The sequence below is a fragment of the Curtobacterium sp. Leaf261 genome (assembly GCF_001422205.1).
In the GTDB taxonomy this organism is placed as follows: domain Bacteria; phylum Actinomycetota; class Actinomycetes; order Actinomycetales; family Microbacteriaceae; genus Curtobacterium.
Genome location: NZ_LMMJ01000001.1, coordinates 374229 through 393069, shown reverse-complemented (window position 1 = coordinate 393069; position 18841 = coordinate 374229). Strand labels below are relative to the sequence as shown.

Here is an 18841-nt window from a genome sequence, read left to right as displayed (position 1 = left end):
AGCAGCAGTCCCTCCAGTCCGGTGCGGGGGTACCATCCGCACCGCCGCTCCACCCGCACCACCGCTCCACCGCACCATCCGCACCACCCGCGGGCCGCACCACCCGCCGAACCTCACCGACCGACCGACCGACGCAGACAAGGACCCCCATGCCACTCGACGGCATCACCGGCTCGGTGGACGCGGCCACGCAGGCCGCCGCCCTCGCGGCCAACAAGACCTCGTCGTCGCAGACGATGGACTCCAAGGTCTTCCTGAAGCTCCTCGTGACGCAGCTGCAGAACCAGGACCCGTCGAGCCCGATGGACACGAACGCGATGATCGGCCAGCAGACGCAGCTCGCGATGATGGAGCAGGTCTCGAACCAGACCACGACCGCGAACGAGGGCTTCTCGCTGCAGATGCGCATGGCCGCGGCGAACCTCGTCGGCAAGCAGGTCTCGTACACGGACGCCGCGAGCGGCACGGCCGTCACCGGGACCGCCACCGCCGTGTCGTACGCGAAGAGCGTGCCCACCGTCACCGTGAACGGGAAGGAGGTCGACCTGGACGTCATCTCCGGTCTGTCGACCGTCACCGCCCCGAAGTAGTCGCTCACCCAGCCCCGGCCAGGACGGCCGGGCTCGTTCTCTCCCGCACAGCACGGATGCGCCGCGGATCTCCTTCCTTCGCACACCACGAAAGGCTGCATCCATGCTCCGCTCGCTCTACTCCGGGATCTCCGGACTCCGCTCCCACCAGGAGATGCTCGACGTCACGGGCAACAACATCGCCAACGTGAACACCGCGGGCTTCAAGGCCTCGACGACCGTGTTCCAGGACACCCTGTCGCAGATGACCCAGGGCGCCGGCGGCCCGCAGACCGGCATCGGTGGGACGAACCCCGCGCAGATCGGCCTCGGCGTCCAGGTCGCCGGTGTGTCCACGAACTTCTCGCAGGGTTCCGCGCAGGCGACGGGCAAGGCCACCGACCTGATGATCTCCGGCGACGGGTTCTTCGTCACCAGGCAGGGCAACGACACCGTGTACACGCGCGCCGGGTCGTTCGACTTCGACGCCAACGGTCGGCTCGTCACCCCGGACGGCAAGATCGTCCAGGGCTACTCCGCCACGAACGGTGTCGTCAACGACGGCGGCGGGCTCGGCGACATCTCGCTCCCGCTGAACGCCGCGGCGCCCGCGACCGCCACGACCTCCGCGACGGTCGCCGGGAACCTGCCCTCCGACACCGCCGTCGGGCAGGTCATCTCCCGCGACAGCGACGTGTACGACGCCTACGGCACGAAGCACACCATGACGCTCTCCTACAAGAAGACGGACGCCGGGTGGGACGTCACCGCCGCCGACGGCTCCGGCAAGGGCGCGTCCGCGAGCATCACGTTCGGTGCCGACGGCAAGATCAGCTCGGGCGGCTCGCTGAAGGTCGGCAACATCACGGCGGACATGTCGCAGCTGACCGGGTTCGCGACCCTGTCCACCGCCTCGATCGTGTCGCAGAACGGGCACGAGGCCGGGACCCTCCAGGGGTTCTCGCTCTCCAAGGACGGCACGCTCGTCGGGCAGTTCTCGAACGGCTCGTCGCTCGCCGTCGGCCGCATCGCGCTGGCGACGTTCGCCAACCCCGCCGGCCTCGAGAAGACCGGCAACTCCGGGTACCGCTCGACCGCGAACTCGGGGAACGCGTCGGTCGGGATCCCCGGGTCGGCCGGTGTCGGCTCGCTGGCGTCCGGCACGCTCGAGATGTCGAACGTCGACCTGTCGCAGGAGTTCACGAACCTGATCGTCGCGCAGCGCGGCTTCCAGGCGAACGCGCGCATCATCACCACGTCGGACGAGGTCCTGCAGGAGCTGACGAACCTGAAGCGCTAGCGCGCGCTGGGGCTCGGGCTCGGGCTCGGGCTCGGGTTCGCGCGTCGTCGAGAAGTGCCCAACTGTCGCCTGGTCCTCGGGACCCGACAGTTGGGCACGTCTCATTCGGCGCGGACGGTCGTGGGCGCGAGCCACGGACGGGCACCGGGGGTCGCGACGCACGACCCGTCACGGCCGAACGCCAGGACGTCGACCGCGAACGACGCGGTGATCCGGTTCAGATCGGCCTGGTCGCCGGCCATGACCGCGGTCGCCAGGACGTCGGCCGTCACGATGTCGTCCGCGGCGACGGTCACCTGCGCGAACGTCTCCGCGCCGCGGACCCAGATGTGCTCGCCCCGCTCGGCGATCCCGGAGGTCGCGAGTGCGCGCCGAGGGGATCCGATCTGGAGGGACGCAGCGAGTGCATCCCGCCGGTCCGGATCGACGACGCCCACCGTCCACGACCCCTCGTCCGCGTGCGCACCGCGCGCGAGCACGTCACCGCCGACGGTCAGGAGCCACGCGTCACTCGCGCGGTCGAGGACGTCCCCGGCGTCACGCATCGCGAGGGCCTTCACCACGCCCGACAGGTCGACGACACCGTCCGGGCGGTGCGGGGTGAACGCGCCGTCGGTGCGCTGTCGCCAGTCGATCGCGAGACCGTACACCTCGCGGATCGCCGGGTCGGTGTCCACGAGACGGAGGTCCCCGCGCGCCACGGCACTGAGCGGGCTCCGCTCGTCCCAGAGGCTGTACGTGCGGTCGTGTGCCGTGAACACCGCCTCGACCTCCGCGATGTCGGCCGGGGACAGCGTGTCGGTCGCGAATCGGAGGCTCGCGACGGTGCCCATCGTGCCGAACGTGTGGACGGTCACAGCCCGGCCTTGTCGATCGCGGACTGCAGCGAGGTCGTGTAGCCGTCGCTCGTGTAGGTCGCGCCGGACACCGACTGGATGTTCGCCGACTGGGCCGCGAGTGCCTCCTGCCGGAGGACCGGGGCGGCCTGGTTGCTGATCGCGACCGATCGACCGTCGTGGTCGGTGAGCTGGAGTGCCGTGACGTCGGTGATGGTGCCGTTTGCGACGACGATCTCGACCTGGACGGGGCCGTAGCGGGTCTGCGTCGCCGTGCCGTCGAACGTGCCCGAGACACCGGACGCCGCCGAGCCGGACGTTCCTGAGCCACTCGTGCCGGATGCAGAGTTGCCGGACGCGGAGGTGCCGGACCCGGAGTCGCCGGACCCGGAGGCCGTCCCGGAGCCGCTGGTCGTGCCTCCCGTCCCGGTCCCCGTCGTGCCGGACGTACCGGACGTGCCGGACGTGCCGGACGTGCCGGTGCCGGTGCCCGGCGCCGCGGTGATCGCGGGCTGCACCCCGAGCTGCCATCCGATGGTGAGCAGCGCGACGGAGGACAGCACCCCGCCGACCACGATGCGTGGCTTCATGACTCGAACCGTTCCTGGCGGATCTGGTGCTCCGGGACGCCGGAGCGGCGGGCCTCCTCGACCACGAGGTCGCTCCACGCGCGCGGCCCGCAGACGTAGAGGTCGGACTGCAGCAGGTGCGGGAAGGCGGTCCGGAGCGAGACACCGCGGCGGAGGTCCTCCTCGGTGAGCCAGCTCTCCCGGCTCCGAGCGCGGGGCCCGACCATGGCGTAGAGCGCGCTCCCGCTCCTGCCGGCGAGCTCGGCGACCTCGTTCCACAGGTACTGCTGGTCGGCGTCCGAGCCGCGGAGGACCACGGTCGCCTCGCCGGGGCGGAGGTCGGTGTCCTCGAGGAGCGACCGGACGGGTGTCACGCCGATCCCGGACGCCACGAGCGCCAGGTACGGGGCGGTCCTTGCCGTCGTGGTGAACAGGCCGTACGGACCCTCGAGCGAGACGAACGCCCCGGGGCGGATGCGCCCGAGCCGAGCGGACCCGGCGCCGAGGTCGCGCACCGTGATCCGGGCACCACGACTCGTCGGGACGGCGGAGAACGAGACCGGGTGCGCGTGGTACCAGGTCCGTGCGGTCCAGAAGCGCCACACCCCGTACTGTCCACCGCGGACGCCGAGCCGGTCGAGGTCGGTCCCGGCGAGGTGGATGGAGACGACACCGGGGGCGATCTGCTCGACGGCGAGGACCCGGATCCGGTGCCGCATGGTGACGACGACGGGCATCACGAACCGGTACAGCGCGATCAGGCCGAGCGACAGGGCGTACAGCCCGATCCAGTAGCCGCGCTGCCAGGTGCCGGCCCCGAGGACGCTCCCGACGCTCAGCATGTGCGGGAGTGCGACACCGACGGCGACGTAGCTGAGGAGGTGGATGACGTGCCAGGCCTCGTAGGCGAAGTGCCGGCGGACCGACACCACGCTCGTCACGACGACCGCGAGGAACAGCCCGAGCGACACGTACGCGAGCACCATGTCCGAACCGCTCGTGAACAGCGAGATCGTCTCCGCCACCGGGTTCGTCCGGTCCGACAGGCCGTAGCCGAGCGTCAGCAGGGCAGCGTGTGCGAGGAGCAGGTACAGCACCGGCTTGCCGAGCGACCGGTGCTGGGCGATGGCGTTGTCGCTGCCGAACACCCGGTCGATGAGCGGGACGCGCGCCGCGAGGACGATCATCACGAGACAGAGGTCCGTCGCGACGAGGCCGGCGACGATCCCCGCCGCGGTGAGCCAGCCGGCGATGCCCGAGACGGCGTGCGATCCGGGGGACGCCAGGTACAGGGCGACCGCCATGGCGGCGGACGCCCAGGCGAGCACGCCGAGGGCGTCCGATGCCGCCGAGCGCCGCCGGTGGTCGCGTCGACGTCGCGCTGCGGCGCGCTCGAGCGACTCCGCCGGTGCGGACGGGAGGCGCGGTGCCGGTGGAGCAGGTCGGTGCAGTGGGCGGGTGATCTGGTCGGTCATCACGCGCTCCTCTCGGACGGGGTCGAGAGCACTCGGCTCTCGATCAGTGGAGTCACAGCATCGCGAGCCGTCCTTTGGAGAAGCATCGAACGGGGCGGTGGTTTCGTTCGAGATCTCACGCGATCGACCCCCGCACCCGGACAGGTGCCGGGGTCAGGTGCGGGGGAGCACCACCGTCGCGATGGCGCCGCCGTCCGGGGCGTTGGCGAGTCCGGTGCTGCCGCCCGCGCTCGTGGCGATCGCCCGGACGAGCGACAGGCCGAGCCCGCTCCCACCGCGGACCCGCCGCCGCGACTCGTCCGCCCGGGTGAACCGGTCGAACGCGACCGGCAGGAATGCCTCGGGGACACCCGGCCCGTCGTCGGCGACCGTCAGGACGAGTGCTGCGTCCTCGCGCTGTGACAGGTGCACACGGACCGATCCGCCCTCGGGGCTGAACGTGGTCGCGTTCGTCACGAGGTTGTCCACGATCCGTCCGAACGCCGGCGCGGACACCGCGTAGGCCGCGTCATGCTCCGGGACGGCGAGGTCGAAGTCCACGCTGACCTCGGCACCCGCGGTCCCGGCCCGTCCGCGGTCGATCGCCGCCATCAGCTCTGAGACGAGCTCTGTCGCGGCGGTGGTCTCGACCAGGGCGGCGCCCTGCGGACTCCGTGCGGTCTCGTCGAGCCGCGACAGCTCCAGGAGGGTCGCGGTCAGGGCGGTGAGGCGATGCACGTCCGCCTCGACGGCGCGGACGTCCCGCTCGAGTGCCTCGGCGTCGCCGAACGACCGGTGCGCGAGCTCGAGCCGGTTCGTCAGCACCGCGAGCGGGGTCCGGAGCTCGTGGCTGGCGTCCGACACCATGCGACGCTCGTGTTCGGCGCTGGCACGCTGCCGCTGCAGGAACGCGTTGAGTGTCGTCGCGAGGTCGGCGATCTCGTCGTCGGTCCGGCCCACGGGCAGGTCGCCGTCGGCGGCGCCCGTGCTGAGGTCCTCCGCCGCACGTCGCATCCGCGCGACCGGGCGGAGCGCGAGGGACGTCAGGAGCCAGGCAGACCCGGCGAACGCCAGGAGTGCGAGGACGGTGCCGATGACGAGCGACCGATCGACGGCCGCGAGGGTGAGCTCACCCGCGGCACCGTTCCGGGCGGCCCACACCCGGAACGTGCCCTCCGCGGTCGACACCTGTTCGCCGACGACGCTGAAGACGGCGCCGTCCGCCTGCGTCCGGTACGTCGTGCGGCCGTCGGTGGTGGACAGTCCGACGGGGATGCCGTCCGCGGGCCCGCCCTCCGGGTTCCGGGTGACGGGCCCGTCGCCGGGCTCGTCGCGGTGCTGCTCGGACCCGGAGCCGTTCCCGGACCTCGACCCCGACCCGTCCGGTCCGATCGAGCCAGGGAGTCCCCTCGTGACGTCGTGCGGGAGGGTGTCGATGAGGAAGGACCCGTCGGGGCTCTGCACGGCGACGAGCACGCCGGCGGAGGGCGCGTCCGGCTGTTCGTCGGGGTTGTTCCGGAGGTCGGCGAGGAACGGGGCGATGTCGCTCGTCGCGAGTGAGACCTCCGTGCTCCGCGTCTCGGCACGGATCTGGAGGTGGAGCACGACCGCGACCACCGCGAGCACGAGGGCACCGATGAGCAGGCTGCCGAGCGTGATCCTGGTGCGGATCGAGAACGACCGCACCGCTCTCACGGACCGGCCGTCCGCTCGGACCGTACCCGGGCCTCCAGTCGGTAGCCGACTCCGCGCACCGTGACGATCGCGACGTCCGCGTCCGCCGCCGAGAGCTTCCGCCGCACGTAGCTCACGTACTGGTCGACGATGGTCGGGTCGAAGTGTTCCGAGGACCCCCAGACGTCGTCGAGGATCGCCGTGCGCGACCGGACCTCGGGCGCACCCTGGATGAGGAAGCGGAGGAGCGAGAACTCCTTGACGCTGAGCGGGAGGTCACGGCCGAGCACCGTCGCCCTGACCGCGATGGTGTCGAGTCGGACGACGCCGAACTGCACGGTCGTGGACCCGCCGGTCGCCTGCCGCCGGAGGTGCGCGCGGATCCGGGCGTTCAGCTCGGCGATCGCGAACGGCTTCGTCAGGTAGTCGTCGGCGCCGGAGTCGAGGCCGAACACCCGGTCGTCGACGGCATCGCGCGCCGTCACGAGGATGACCGGGAAGTCTCCGCCCATCTCCCGGATCCGGCGACAGACCTCGAACCCGGTCATCTCCGGCAGCATCACGTCGATCGCGGCGACGTCGAACGTGTCGTGCGACACCGCGACGAGCGCCGCGACACCGTCGTGGACGAGCGTCACGGTGTGGCCCTCGCCGGCCAGCCCCGCCTCGACGAGCGAGCCCATCTCGTGGTCGTCCTCCACGACGAGGATGTGCGCCATGTCGACCACTCAACACCATCGGCCCGCTGCGCCGGAGCGTTCGGGTCGCGTCGGGCGAACGTGTGAGGTCTCGAGTGATCGCTGCCGGTGCGGGGCGCAGCGATGCGCCTAGCGTTCCGAACATGACTGCTTCGACACCGTCCACGACCGCCGATCGCCGACCGAGTGCCACCCCGGACGGAGCGCGACGCCTCTTCGCGATCGCCGTCGGGATCACCGTGCTGTTCATCTTCCTGCAGTCGCTCACCGCGGGGGAGTTCATCACCGAGGGCCTGCCGAACGGCGCGCGCGAGGTGTGGACCGACGTGCACGGGTTGCTCGCCTACCCGATCATGGTGTTCGCGCTGCTCGCCGCGATCGTCGCGTTCGCCCGTCTGAACGCCCGGGGCACGGCGATCATGGCCGGCCTGCTCTTCGTCGGCGCCGTCGTGCAGTGGCTCCTCGGGCACGCCATCACGACGCTGCACATGGACTGGGTCACCCCGTTCCACGTCGTGCTCGCGTTCGTGATCTACGGCCTCGCCGTGTGGCTGTCCGTGCGGAGCGCCGCGCTGCGTCGACGCTGAGACACCGGCACGCGATCGTGCGTCAGGGCCTAACGGTGCGGGGGCTCCGGCCGATAGTCCCTCGTAGCCGCTCAGGACGAGCGGCGCTCCCGCCCCATGGATGGTGGCGGGGAACCAGACCTAGGACGGGCCGATGATCGTCGTCACGCGACTCAACGACAGCAGATTCGCTGTCAACCCAGACCTCGTGGAGCGCATCCAGGAGTCTCCGGACACCACGCTGATCATGGTCGACGGTGCGAAGTACATCGTCACCGAGTCGATGGCCGAGGTCATCGACATGATCGCCCGGTACCGCGCCCGCATCGTCTCCCTCGCCTACGGCGAGCCGGAGTCCCGGACGACCACGTCGAACAGCACCGGCCCGCAGCCGGTCCTCGCCCACGTGTCCGCCATGGCCGACGTCCGCGACATCGCCGACGTCCGCGATGCAGACGGGCGGTGGTGACGATGGATCCGGCAACCATCATCGGCATCATCCTCGCGTTCGGCGCGCTCTTCGCGATGATCTCGATGGAGCACGTCTCCATCGGCGGTCTCATCATCCCCGCACCCATGATCCTGGTGTTCGGCGCGACCCTGGCGGTCGGCATCGCCGGCACCACGCTGAAGGACGCGATCTCGAACTTCACCTCGCTCCCCAAGGCGTTCACCGGCAAGGTGATCCCGCCGCAGAAGGTCATCGACGACGTCGTCGGCCTCGCCGAGACGGCCAGGTCGAACGGTCTGCTCGCACTCGAGCAGGAGGCGGACAAGCACGACGACCCCTTCACCAAGAAGGCGCTGCAGAACATCGCCGACGGCACCGACGGCGAGGAGCTGCGGGTGCTGCTCGAGGACGAGATCGAGTCGAACGCGTCGACGCTCCGCACCGCGAGCAAGTTCTTCATGGGCCTCGGTGGGTACGCACCGACGGTCGGCATCATCGGCACGGTGGTCTCCCTGACCCACGTGCTCGAGAACCTGTCGAAGCCGGACGAGCTCGGGCCGCTCATCGCGAGCGCGTTCGTCGCGACGCTCTGGGGCCTCCTCAGCGCGAACTTCATGTGGCTGCCGATCGGCACGCGCCTGAAGAAGCTCAGCGACCTCGAGGTGGCCAGGCAGACGCTCCTCATGGAGGGCCTCCTGGCGGTCCAGGCGGGCTCGCAGCCTCGGCTCCTCGGCGAACGGCTCCGCGCGATGGTGCCCCCGACCATGCTCGGCAAGCCGGACGCCGACGGCAAGAGCGGCGGGAACGGCAAGGGTGCCAAGGGCAAGAAGGGCGGCAGCGCCGCCGACCTCGACGAGCAGCTGGCCGCCTGATGAGCGGCGCACGCGGGCGCGGCCGGAGCCGGAGCAAGGGCCACGACGACGAGGGGGAACACCCCGACGAGCGCTGGATGGCGTCCTACATGGACATGATCACCGTCCTGATGTGCATGTTCATCGTGCTGTTCGCGATGTCGACCGTCGACCAGCAGAAGTTCATCGCGCTGAAGAACTCGCTCGCGACCGGCTTCGGACAGACGCAGTCCCAGAAGGTCGACACCGCGTCCGGCACCATCGTCCCGCCCGACCAGGTGAGCAAGAAGGCGGGCAAGGGGTACTCGGTCTCGAAGACCGACGCCGAGCACTCCACGGCGGCGAGCGGCAACGAGGGCACCGACTCCACGGGTGCCGGTGCAGCGCAGAAGGCGAGCACGAGCACGACGACGACGACCGACCCCGCGTCGATCGTGATCCCGGCGGCGAGCAAGACCGACATCGCGAAGGCCACCAAGGAGCTCGACTCGCTCCGGGCGATCAAGGACGCCATCGCCAAGAACCTCGCGGCCGAGGGCAAGACCGCGAACGTGCAGTTCCAGCTCGACGCCCGCGGCCTCACGGTGCGACTCGTCGGGAGCGAGACGTACTTCGGCACGAACAGCGCCGACCTGTCCACCGACGCCCGCACGATCATGGACGCCATCGCGCCGGTGCTCAAGGACTCCGGGCACGAGGTGAGCGTCGAGGGCCACGCCGACCAGCGCAACTCGACCGCGCCGTACGCCACGAACTGGGAGCTGTCCTCGGCGAGGGCCACCGGCGTCCTCCGCGACCTCGTGGAGCGGGGCGGGATGCCGGCGGACCACATCCAGGGCGTCGGGTTCGGGTCGAGCCGCCCGCTCGCGAACGGCACGACGGACGCCGACCTCGCGTTGAACCGCCGGGTCGACATCGTGGTGCTGTCCGCGGCCGACGAGGACGTCAGCGCCCTGATGCCGAAGATCGCGGCGGCACAGGACGCGGCGAACGCGTCGACGCCGGCCTCGACGGAGGGGGTCGCGAGCGGCGGGTGACCGGATGCGGGCAGCGGCGCGCCCTCGGCCTGGACGAACATCAGAATCCGCTGTGAACCCAGTAGGGGGGTCAGGGCTAACGAGGGCACCGCGACGGGCCGATAGTGCCGTTCGTGACCGACCTCCTCGTGCAGACCAGCGACGCCGTGACGTCCGTCGCGCCGGCACGTGTGGTCGAGGTCTACGACTTCCGTCGTCCGACGACGCTCGCGCGTGAGCACTCGCGCGCACTCGAGCTCGCGTTCGAGACGTTCGCGCGCCAGTGGGGCACGCAGCTCACGGCGAAGGTCCGCGTGCTCTCGCAGGTCACGTGCGAGCAGCTCTCGATGCTGACGTACGACGAGTACGCCGCGTCGCTGCCGCCCCTGACCGCGATGGTGCTGCTCCCGGTCGAGGGCGCCGGCGCGAAGGCCGTCATCCAGTTCCCGCTCGACGCCGTGCTGACGTGGGTCAGCCACATGCTCGGCGCGTCGAAGCCGCTGCCGACGCCGGACCGCACCTTCACGCCCATCGAGCAGGCCCTCGTCCGGAAGCTCGTCGACGACGCGCTCGACGACCTCCGGTACTCGCTCGGCACGCTCCTCGTGCAGCCGATCAGCGTGGGCACGTTCCAGTTCAACAGCCAGTTCGCCCAGGCCGCCTCGAAGGGCGACCTGATGATCGTCGCGACGTTCGCGATCCGGGTCGGCGACCGCGTCGCACCGGGCACCCTCGCGATCCCCGCAGAGGTCCTCCTGCCCCAGCTCGGCGAGGCCGTCCCGACGATCTCCGCCGCGGCCGCCCGCGACCTCCTCGACGCCCAGGTGGCGACGGTGCCCGTCGGCGTGTCGCTCCAGCTCGCACCGGCCGAGGTCCTCCCGAGCGTCGTGCTCGGGCTCGCCGTCGGCGACCTCGTCCGGCTCCCGCACGCCCAGCACCGCCCGCTGACCATCACGGTCGACGGCGAGCCGATCGGCACCGCGGCCGTCGGGGCGAACGGCTCGCGTCTCGCCGGCATCGTCGTCACGTCCAACCCCGCCGGCACCACCACGAACTCCGAGAGGTCCTGATGACCGCCACGATCACGCTCCAGACCGCGGCTGCCGAGGCCCTCGTCGGCCAGCTGCCGACCCCGGCCCCGCTGCACGCCACGGCGATCCCCGCCGGCGCCGCGAGCCTCGCCGCCGCGAACGCCGGTGACGCGGTGGTCGCGTCCTTCGTCGGTGCGCTGTCCGCCGACCTCGCCGTGGTCCTCGTCGACGTCGACGCCGTGCTCGCCGCGGGTGGGAGCGACTCGTCGCTCGTCGCGGTGACCGACGTCCTCCGCCCCGCGCTCGAGGCCGCCGCCGCGATGCTCGGCGCGGGTGTCCTCGGCGAGGCGGTCCGCGAGAGCGCTGCGTCGCTCTTCGTCGACCAGGCCACCGTCGTCTTCGAGCTCACCGCCGGCGGGGTCCCCGCCGGCTGGTTCGCCGTCCGGGTCCGCGAGGCCGCCGCGATCAGCGGACTCCCGACCGCGCACGCGCCCGGGTCGATCGCGGGCAACCTCGGCCGCATCAACAACGTCGAGATGACCCTGACCGTCGAGATCGGCCACACCCGGATGTCCGTCCGCGACGTCCTCGGCCTCGAGCCCGGCGCCGTGGTGGAGCTCGACCGCTCCGCCGGCGCCCCGGCCGACGTCCTGCTGAACGGCCGGCTCATCGCGCACGGCGAGGTCGTCGTCGTCGACCAGGACTACGCCGTCCGGATCACCCAGATCCTCGACGTCGCCGAAGGGGTCTGACCCCGATGGACACCGTGGTCGTCGCACTCCGTGTCGCCCTCTCGCTCGGCGTCGTGCTCGCACTCCTCTGGGTGCTGCAGCGCAAGCTGTCGAAGGGCATGCTCGGCAAGGGTGCCCGTGCGCACCGTGCGGCGACCGTCACCGTCGTGGCTCGTCAGGGCATCGGCGGCAAGGCCAGCGTCGTCGTGGTCGACGTCGAGGGGGAGCGCCTCGTGCTCGGCGTCACCGAGTCGCAGGTCAACGTCCTGTCCTCCGGCGAGACCCCCGTACCGGAGCTGGAGCTCGTCGCACCGGTCGACATCACGCCGACGGCCAGCACCGGGACGATCGTCCTGCCCGCGGCCCAGCCCCAGCCGTTCTCCGCGGTGCTGGCCGCCGAGCACCAGGCCGCACCGTTCCTCCCGTCCGCGCCCGCGGCGGAGCCGCTCCCCATGCGCCCCCGCAACCGCGACCGCCGGACCGCGGTGCCCACGAAGCAGCAGCTGCAGGGCTCGATCCTGTCCGCGGGCACCTGGAAGCAGGCCGCCGCGGCGGTCCGCTCGAGGCGCGCCGGGTGAGCGCGTCCCTGCTGGGCACGCGCGTCACGTTGACGGGCACCCTCCGGGTCGGCCGGGAGGATCGGCACACGTCCGCCGACTGGCGTCGCGTCGCGCGCGTGGTCGCGCTGGTGCTCCTCGGGCTCGTCACCGTCGCCGGGTTCGTGCTGCTCGTCACGAGCACCGCGCACGCGACCGGGGTCACCACGCCGAGCGCACCCGCCACGCCCGTCGCCCCGACCGCACCGGCGACGAACGGCGGGCTGAACGTCCAGCTGAACGGCCCCGACGGCACCCCGTCCTCGGCGGTCGTGACCCTCATCGGGATCACCCTGCTGAGCGTCGCACCGGCACTGCTGCTCATGATGACGTCGTTCACGAAGATCTTCGTGGTGCTCGCGATGACCAGGAACGCACTCGCGCTGCAGTCGATCCCGCCGAACCAGGTGATCGCGGGGCTCGCGCTCTTCCTGTCGCTGTTCATCATGGGGCCGATCATCGGGCACATCAACACCGACGCCCTACAGCCCTACCTGGCCGGGCACCTCGACTTCAACCAGGCCGTCGAGGTCGGATCCGCGCCGCTGCGGAAGTTCATGCTGCACCAGACCCGCGAGGAGGACCTCGCGCTGATGACCCGTGCCGCCAAGCTCCCGAACCCGAAGGACCACAGCGACGTCGCGATGACGACGCTCATCCCGGCGTTCATGATCTCCGAGCTCCGGAGCGCGTTCATCATCGGGTTCGTCATCTTCATCCCGTTCCTCGTCATCGACCTCGTCGTCTCCGCCGCGCTCATGTCGATGGGCATGATGATGCTGCCGCCGGTGATGATCTCGCTGCCCTTCAAGATCCTGCTGTTCGTCCTCGTCGACGGCTGGGGTCTCATCATCAAGTCCCTGATCGAGAGCTACTCCATCTCATGAACGAAGCAGCGGTCCTCGACCTCACCCTCCAGGCACTCATCGTCGCCGGCAAGCTCGCCGCGCCCGTGCTCATCACCTCGCTCGTCGTCGGCTTCGCGATCTCCCTCCTGCAGTCGATCACGCAGATCCAGGAGGTCACGCTGTCGTTCGTGCCGAAGGCCATCGCGGTCGCCATCGCGCTCGTGGTCTGCGGCAGCTGGATGATCGACGAGATGGTCGGGTTCACGCACTTCGCGTTCGACCAGATCCCGAAGCTGCTCGGGAGCTGATCCGTGGACCTCTCGATCGACTTCGACTGGCTCGAGGGCACCATGCTCGCCGGGGTCAGGATGGTGGCGTTCATCGTCGTCGCGCCCCCGTTCTCGTACCGGGCGTTCCCCGCGACGACGAAGGCGATGCTCGGGATGGGTCTCGCCCTGGCTGCGGGCCCGCATGTGACGAGCGAGTACCACGCGCTCGCGACCGGGCCGTTCGTGATGGCGCTGGTCGTCGAGCTGCTCGTCGGCCTGGCCCTCGGCTTCCTCGTGTACCTGGTGTTCGCGGCCGTGCAGTCCGCCGGTGCGCTCATCGACCTGTTCGGCGGGTTCACGCTCGCGCAGGCGTACGACCCGCAGTCCATGGTGAACGGTGCGCAGTTCACCCGGCTGTTCCAGATGACCGCACTCGCCCTGCTGTTCGCGTCCGGCGGCTACCAGCTCATCATCGGCGGACTCCTGCGGTCCTTCGACGCGATCCCGCTCGCCGGTGCGTTCGACCTCACCGCCCCGGTCGCGGCGATGGTCGGCGGTGTCGGGCAGATGTTCCTGTCGTCGCTGCAGATCGCCGGCCCGCTCGTCGTCGTGCTGTTCCTCGCCGACGTCGGCCTCGGGCTCCTGACCCGCGTGGCACCGGCGCTCAATGCGTTCCAGATGGGCTTCCCGATCAAGATCGCGCTCACGGTCGTCTTCGCCGGAGCGCTGTTCATGGCGCTGCCGTCCGTGGTGTCGTCGCTGACGAACGACGCCGCGAACGTCCTGATGGGCAGGGGGTGACCATGTCCGACACCGGAGAACGCACCGAACAGGCCACCCAGAAGCGGATGAAGGAGGTCCACTCCAAGGGCCAGCTCTCCCGCTCCACCGACCTCAGCGCGTGGCTCGGCATCGCCGCCGCCGCGATCATGGTCCCGCCGACGATCGCCGCCGCGGCCGCCTCGGGACAGGCCCAGATGGCGAGCATCCCCCGCATCATCGCCGACCCGTCGATCGCGACCATGCGGCAGACGATGCTCGCCGGGCTCGGGTCCGTGGCGGCGACGATCGGCCCGATGCTCGGGGTCGTCGGTGTCGTGGTGCTCGCGACCGCGGTCGCCCAGGGTGGCGTGCACGTCAAGCGGATGACGGGCAACTACGAGCAGTTCAACGTGCTGAAGGGCGTCACCCGGGTGTTCGGCACGCAGGCGCTCTGGGGCGGCGTGAAGGCCCTGCTCAAGACGGCGGTCGTCGGCCTCGTGCTCTGGTTCTCCGTGCAGGCGCTCGTCCCCGTGCTCATGACGAGCGGGTCGCTGCCCCTCACCGCACTCCTCGAGGAGGCCGGGGACGGTGCCGGGACCCTCCTCCGCGCAGCGATCGCGGCCGGCATGGTGCTCGCCGCGGCCGACCTGTTCGTCGTGATGCGGCGCAACCGCAAGAAGACGCGCATGACGAAGAAGGAGGTCAAGGACGAGAACAAGGCCTCCGACGGCGACCCGCACGTCAAGGGGCAGCGTCGGTCCCGACAGCTCGCGATGAGCCGGAACCGGATGATCGGTGCGATCGCCACGGCCGACGTCGTCCTCACGAACCCGACACACTTCGCGATCGCCCTGAAGTACGAGCCCGGCAAGTCCGCGCCGCGGGTCGTCGCGAAGGGTGCCGGTGCCGTCGCCGAGGTCATCCGCGCGAAGGCCGAGGAGTCCCGCGTGCCGATGGTCCGGGACATCCCGCTGACCCGCGCGCTCCACGCCGCGTGCGACATCGGCGCCGAGATCCCGATCGACCTCTACACGCCGGTCGCCCGCGTCCTGTCGTTCGTCATGGCGCTCCGCACCCGGGGCGCCGCGAGCGGGACGCACACCGCCCCGAAGCCGACCACCGCCGACGAGGTGGCCGCCGTGATCGCGGCAGACCAGCTGACGGGGCATTCCCTGCCCCGCCGCATCCGTGCCTCCAGGCCGACCGCCGACACCGAGGCGGACGCGACCTCAGCCGCGACCGCGACCACCACCAAGTCCCACGGCCGCCGCGCGGCCCGCCCGACCACGACCACCACCCTGGAAGGAGCCCTGGCATGAACCGCAAGGACCTGCCCAAGCTCGCCGTGCCGATCGGCATCGTCGGCATCATCCTGCTGCTGATCATGCCGGTGCCGAGCTTCATGCTCGACTTCCTCATCATCTGCAACATCCTGCTGGCGCTCGTGGTGCTCCTGACGACACTGTTCGTCAAGAAGCCGCTCGACTTCTCGGTGTTCCCGTCGCTGCTCCTCGTCGCGACGCTGTTCCGCCTCGGTCTGAACGTCGCGTCGACCAGGCTCGTGCTCGGCCAGGGCTTCGCCGGCGACGTCATCCAGGCGTTCGGGCACGTCGCCGTCGCCGGGTCGATCATCATCGGCGCCGTGATCTTCCTGATCCTCGTCGTCATCCAGTTCGTCGTCGTCACGAAGGGTGCCGAGCGCGTCGCCGAGGTCGGTGCGCGGTTCACCCTCGACGCGATGCCCGGCAAGCAGATGGCGATCGACGCCGACCTCAACGCCGGACTCATCACCGACGCGGTCGCCAAGCAGCGTCGCGCCGAGGTCTCCGCCGAGGCCGACTTCTACGGGGCGATGGACGGCGCGTCGAAGTTCGTCAAGGGCGACGCGATCGCCGGCATCCTCATCATCGTCATCAACCTCATCGGCGGGATCGCGATCGGGATGGTCCAGAACGGACTCTCGATCACCGACGCGCTGTCGAAGTACGGCATCCTGACGATCGGCGACGGCCTCGTCACGCAGATCCCGGCGCTCCTCATGGCCGTCTCCACCGGCATGATCGTGACCCGGTCGAACGCCGAGTCCGACATGGGCTCGTCGGCGGCGGCGCAGCTCGGGCAGTCCCGGAACGCGCTCGGCATCGCCGGGGTCGCGGCGGTGGCGATGGGGTTCATCCCCGGGATGCCGATCGTCCCGTTCCTGCTCATCGGCGGCACCCTGCTGTTCACCGCGTACCGGCTCGGACAGAAGGCGAAGGCCGATGCCGCGGCCGAGACGCGTGCCGAGCTCGCCGCGAAGACCGCGCCCGCCTCGGACGCGCCCGAGGACCTCGTCGAGCAGATGCGGGTGCACGCGCTCGAGATCCTGCTCGCACCGGATCTCGTCGACATGGTCTCCGGCGCCTCGGACGACCTGCTCGGCCGGGTGCGCGCGCTCCGCCGGAAGATCGCCATCGACATGGGCATCGTCGTGCCGCCGGTCCGCACCCGCGACAGCGTCGACCTGCCGCCGACGACCTACTCGATCCGGATCGCCGGGGTCGAGGCCGGCCGGGGGACCGCCCCCGCGCGGAGCGTCCTGGCGCTCGGGGACCAGCTCGAGGGGCTGCCGGGCGAGGCGACCACCGAGCCGGTCTTCGGGCTGGCCGGCAAGTGGATCCCCGCGGAGCTCCGGCACTCGGCCGAGATGACCGGTGCCACGGTGATCGACCGCGTGTCGGTGCTCGTCACGCACCTGCAGGCGATCATCGGCGACAACGCCGCGCGGCTGCTCTCCCGCGAGGACGTCAAGGTGCTCACCGAGGGTGTCAAGCAGGTCAACCCCGCCGCGGTCGAGGAGCTCGTCCCGAGCATGCTGTCCATGGCGGAGCTCCAGCGGGTGCTCCAGGGCCTCCTCGTCGAGAAGGTCCCGATCAACGACCTCGGCCGGATCTGCGAGGCGTTGACGCTCCGCGCGAAGGTGTCCACCGACCCCGAGGGCCTCATCGAGTCCGCACGTGCGGCACTCGGTCCGGCGCTCCCGGCCCGCTACCTGGACAACGGTGTGCTCCGCGTCATCATGATCGACCCGGGCCTCGAGCAGTCGATGCTCGAGGGGCTCCGTCCGTCCGAGCTCGGCACCCAGATCCTGCTCGACGCGCACCGGGTCGAGCAGGTGCTCGGCTCCGTCCGCGACGCCGTGGGCGCCGTCGAGGACCAGGGCCTCTCCGCCGTCCTCGTCTGCGCCCCGCAGCTCCGCCCGGCGATCCACCGCATGGTGTCCGCCCAGTCCAACGGCCTGCCGGTGCTCTCCTACCAGGAGGCCACCGCCGCCGGATCCACCATCGAGACCGTGGGAGTGGTCCGTGCCGCCGACCCGATTGCAGCGTGAGGGTTCCTCCCTCGACGACCTCCGGGCGTCGATCCGGGAGGAGTTCGGACCGGCCGCACGCATCGTCGCCGCGGAGAAGGTCACGACGGGCGGGCTCGGGGGCCTGTTCCGGAAGCACCACTTCGAGGCCATCGTCGAGGTCCCGTCCCCGGGCGAGTCGCCCGTGGCGCGGGTGGCGATCGCGTCGGACGGCCGGACCCGTGCCGGCATCCTGGCGCTCCTCGAGGACGCCGAGAGCGCTGAGACCTCGCTGACCGACGTGCCGATGACCCGGGCGGCGCGGCGGTCGCGTCGTGCGGCGGACCGGCCGGTCGATGCGCCCCCCGTGTCGGCTCGCGCATCGACGGCCGTGGTGCTGCCGACGCCCGTGTCGACATCGATGCCGGCGCCGATGTCCGGGCACGGTGCCGGGCACGGTGTCGGGCACCGTGCCGCGGACGGTGCGGCTCCGGACCTCGTCCCGAACGCCGACCCCGTCCTCGCCACGAGGTCGGACGCGTTCGCGTCGATCATGGACGACTTCACGTTCAACGGGCTCGCCCCGGACGTCTCGCTCGGTGAGGCTCTCGCGTCGTCGTCCGGCGACGTGGTGGACCGACCGCGGGAGGGCGCGCGTGACGGTTCCGTGACGACGGTGGGCCGATCCGGCGGACCGGCACCGGCCCTCCAGTCCGGCACTGCCGTCATCGCTCCGGACGCGACGCACACGGACGGCGGGCCGGTCGATGCGCGCTCGGCGCTCGAGGCGGTCGCGCTCAGCCGGACTGGAGGGACGGCGCAGGTCGCGCGGACCAGCGCACCGATCGACGCGGCCGGGTTGCCGATGGCCCCCGCGGTGATGCGGGCGGACGGCGACCTCGTCGTCGTCGTGGGGCGGGCCCGGGATGCGGAGATCGTGACCGGGGCGCTCGCCCGCACGCACGGTGTGCAGGTCGTCGAGGCGGGTGACCGTCGCGGGGCGATCCTCGCGCGGGCCGCCGGTGTGCAGGGCGGCCACGGGGTGGCGAGTGCGTTCGCGTGGTCGACGGATTCCGCGGACCGGCTCCGGGGGATCGGTGCCGACCAGGTGTGGGTGGTCGTCGATGCCGAGCGGAAGCACGAGGACACCGCCCGGGTGCTCCGGGCCGTGTCGGGGACGGTGCCGCTCGCGGGGATCGTCGCCGTGGGGATGGGGGAGACGTCGTCGCCGGAGACGGTGCACATGTTCGGGCTGCCGGTGGTGGACGCGCGGGACTGGTCGTAGGGCTCGG

20 protein-coding genes are annotated in these 18841 nt (G+C 71.1%); 15 read left to right on the top strand and 5 right to left on the bottom strand.

Translation table 11 applies throughout. The annotated features are described in order from the left end of the window. The first annotated feature begins 149 nt into the window (after positions 1-149). Positions 150-590: a flagellar hook assembly protein FlgD gene (locus tag ASF23_RS01720; RefSeq protein ID WP_055947999.1), complete on the top strand. Its 441-nt coding sequence runs from the start codon at positions 150-152 to the stop codon at positions 588-590. A 103-nt stretch (positions 591-693) separates the two neighbouring features. Continuing rightward, positions 694-1869 carry a flagellar hook protein FlgE gene (locus ASF23_RS01715; RefSeq protein ID WP_055947997.1) on the top strand — a complete coding sequence of 392 codons (1176 nt, stop codon included), beginning with the start codon at positions 694-696 and terminating at the stop codon, positions 1867-1869. Positions 1870-1970: 101 nt separating this feature from the next. On the opposite strand, the gene ASF23_RS01710 is transcribed toward ASF23_RS01715, so the two are convergent. The 5 genes from ASF23_RS01710 to ASF23_RS01690 all read right to left on the bottom strand — a co-directional run bounded on the left by ASF23_RS01710 (position 1971) and on the right by ASF23_RS01690 (position 7121). After that, positions 1971-2726, bottom strand: a complete 756-nt coding sequence (locus tag ASF23_RS01710; protein ID WP_055947994.1) for an FAD:protein FMN transferase — start codon at positions 2724-2726, stop codon at positions 1971-1973. Next, the gene (locus tag ASF23_RS01705) at positions 2723-3295 is read right to left on the bottom strand and encodes an FMN-binding protein (protein WP_055947991.1); all 573 of its coding nucleotides are present in this window, start codon (positions 3293-3295) and stop codon (positions 2723-2725) included. The genes ASF23_RS01710 and ASF23_RS01705 overlap by 4 nt, the downstream gene beginning before the upstream one ends. Continuing rightward, positions 3292-4749, bottom strand: coding sequence for a ferredoxin reductase family protein (locus ASF23_RS01700; protein ID WP_055947988.1), 1458 nt, complete (start codon positions 4747-4749; stop codon positions 3292-3294). Before ASF23_RS01700 ends, ASF23_RS01705 begins: the two co-directional genes overlap by 4 nt. Before the next feature lie 153 nt (positions 4750-4902). Then, positions 4903-6423: a sensor histidine kinase gene (locus ASF23_RS01695; RefSeq protein WP_082473703.1), complete on the bottom strand. Its 1521-nt coding sequence runs from the start codon at positions 6421-6423 to the stop codon at positions 4903-4905. Then, positions 6420-7121 (bottom strand): response regulator transcription factor, encoded by a 702-nt coding sequence (locus ASF23_RS01690; RefSeq protein ID WP_055949078.1) that lies wholly within the window; start codon positions 7119-7121, stop codon positions 6420-6422. Before ASF23_RS01690 ends, ASF23_RS01695 begins: the two co-directional genes overlap by 4 nt. Positions 7122-7243: 122 nt before the next feature. On the opposite strand from ASF23_RS01690, the gene ASF23_RS01685 reads away from it, so the two are divergent. From ASF23_RS01685 to ASF23_RS01625, 13 genes are all read left to right on the top strand, one after another. Continuing rightward, a complete protein-coding gene (locus ASF23_RS01685) occupies positions 7244-7687 on the top strand; it encodes a hypothetical protein (RefSeq protein ID WP_055947983.1) in 444 nt (147 codons plus the stop codon). Between the two features lie 133 nt (positions 7688-7820). Beyond that, positions 7821-8135, top strand: coding sequence for a flagellar FlbD family protein (locus ASF23_RS01680; protein ID WP_055947979.1), 315 nt, complete (start codon positions 7821-7823; stop codon positions 8133-8135). Positions 8136-8137: 2 nt separating this feature from the next. Then, positions 8138-8989, top strand: a complete 852-nt coding sequence (locus ASF23_RS01675) for a motility protein A (RefSeq protein ID WP_055949075.1) — start codon at positions 8138-8140, stop codon at positions 8987-8989. Further along, the gene (locus ASF23_RS01670) at positions 8989-10005 is read left to right on the top strand and encodes an OmpA/MotB family protein (protein ID WP_156364035.1); all 1017 of its coding nucleotides are present in this window, start codon (positions 8989-8991) and stop codon (positions 10003-10005) included. The genes ASF23_RS01675 and ASF23_RS01670 overlap by 1 nt, the downstream gene beginning before the upstream one ends. Before the next feature lie 113 nt (positions 10006-10118). Beyond that, positions 10119-11054: a flagellar motor switch protein FliM gene (locus tag ASF23_RS01665; protein WP_235510735.1), complete on the top strand. Its 936-nt coding sequence runs from the start codon at positions 10119-10121 to the stop codon at positions 11052-11054. Next, positions 11054-11767, top strand: a complete 714-nt coding sequence (gene fliN, locus ASF23_RS01660; protein WP_055947977.1) for a flagellar motor switch protein FliN — start codon at positions 11054-11056, stop codon at positions 11765-11767. The genes ASF23_RS01665 and fliN overlap by 1 nt, the downstream gene beginning before the upstream one ends. 5 nt (positions 11768-11772) lie before the next feature. Next, entirely contained in the window at positions 11773-12324 is a 552-nt protein-coding gene (locus ASF23_RS01655) for a FliO/MopB family protein (RefSeq protein ID WP_055947974.1), read from the top strand. A gap of 98 nt (positions 12325-12422) precedes the next feature. After that, positions 12423-13229, top strand: a complete 807-nt coding sequence (gene fliP, locus ASF23_RS01650) for a flagellar type III secretion system pore protein FliP (protein ID WP_055949067.1) — start codon at positions 12423-12425, stop codon at positions 13227-13229. Then, positions 13226-13498: a flagellar biosynthesis protein FliQ gene (fliQ, locus tag ASF23_RS01645; RefSeq protein ID WP_055947971.1), complete on the top strand. Its 273-nt coding sequence runs from the start codon at positions 13226-13228 to the stop codon at positions 13496-13498. Before fliP ends, fliQ begins: the two co-directional genes overlap by 4 nt. A gap of 3 nt (positions 13499-13501) precedes the next feature. After that, positions 13502-14260, top strand: coding sequence for a flagellar biosynthetic protein FliR (locus ASF23_RS01640; protein WP_055947969.1), 759 nt, complete (start codon positions 13502-13504; stop codon positions 14258-14260). A 2-nt stretch (positions 14261-14262) separates the two neighbouring features. After that, on the top strand, positions 14263-15540 hold the full coding sequence (locus tag ASF23_RS01635; RefSeq protein WP_082473702.1) for an EscU/YscU/HrcU family type III secretion system export apparatus switch protein: 1278 nt from the start codon (positions 14263-14265) through the stop codon (positions 15538-15540). Continuing rightward, entirely contained in the window at positions 15537-17591 is a 2055-nt protein-coding gene (locus ASF23_RS01630; RefSeq protein ID WP_055947966.1) for a flagellar biosynthesis protein FlhA, read from the top strand. Before ASF23_RS01635 ends, ASF23_RS01630 begins: the two co-directional genes overlap by 4 nt. Next, positions 17566-18834, top strand: coding sequence for a hypothetical protein (locus tag ASF23_RS01625; protein WP_055947963.1), 1269 nt, complete (start codon positions 17566-17568; stop codon positions 18832-18834). The genes ASF23_RS01630 and ASF23_RS01625 overlap by 26 nt, the downstream gene beginning before the upstream one ends. Positions 18835-18841 lie beyond the last annotated feature (7 nt).

Excerpts from the sequence above, each read along its gene's own strand:
- ASF23_RS01720 (WP_055947999.1), top strand. The coding sequence starts at position 150 with ATGCCACTCGACGGCATCACCGGCTCGGTGGACGCGGCCACGCAGGCC.
- ASF23_RS01715 (WP_055947997.1), top strand. The coding sequence starts at position 694 with ATGCTCCGCTCGCTCTACTCCGGGATCTCCGGACTCCGCTCCCACCAG.
- ASF23_RS01705 (WP_055947991.1), bottom strand. The coding sequence starts at position 3,295 with ATGAAGCCACGCATCGTGGTCGGCGGGGTGCTGTCCTCCGTCGCGCTG.
- ASF23_RS01700 (WP_055947988.1), bottom strand. The coding sequence starts at position 4,749 with ATGACCGACCAGATCACCCGCCCACTGCACCGACCTGCTCCACCGGCA.
- ASF23_RS01690 (WP_055949078.1), bottom strand. The coding sequence starts at position 7,121 with ATGGCGCACATCCTCGTCGTGGAGGACGACCACGAGATGGGCTCGCTC.
- ASF23_RS01685 (WP_055947983.1), top strand. The coding sequence starts at position 7,244 with ATGACTGCTTCGACACCGTCCACGACCGCCGATCGCCGACCGAGTGCC.
- ASF23_RS01680 (WP_055947979.1), top strand. The coding sequence starts at position 7,821 with ATGATCGTCGTCACGCGACTCAACGACAGCAGATTCGCTGTCAACCCA.
- ASF23_RS01675 (WP_055949075.1), top strand. The coding sequence starts at position 8,138 with ATGGATCCGGCAACCATCATCGGCATCATCCTCGCGTTCGGCGCGCTC.
- ASF23_RS01670 (WP_156364035.1), top strand. The coding sequence starts at position 8,989 with ATGAGCGGCGCACGCGGGCGCGGCCGGAGCCGGAGCAAGGGCCACGAC.
- fliN (WP_055947977.1), top strand. The coding sequence starts at position 11,054 with ATGACCGCCACGATCACGCTCCAGACCGCGGCTGCCGAGGCCCTCGTC.
- ASF23_RS01655 (WP_055947974.1), top strand. The coding sequence starts at position 11,773 with ATGGACACCGTGGTCGTCGCACTCCGTGTCGCCCTCTCGCTCGGCGTC.
- fliQ (WP_055947971.1), top strand. The coding sequence starts at position 13,226 with ATGAACGAAGCAGCGGTCCTCGACCTCACCCTCCAGGCACTCATCGTC.
- ASF23_RS01635 (WP_082473702.1), top strand. The coding sequence starts at position 14,263 with ATGTCCGACACCGGAGAACGCACCGAACAGGCCACCCAGAAGCGGATG.
- ASF23_RS01630 (WP_055947966.1), top strand. The coding sequence starts at position 15,537 with ATGAACCGCAAGGACCTGCCCAAGCTCGCCGTGCCGATCGGCATCGTC.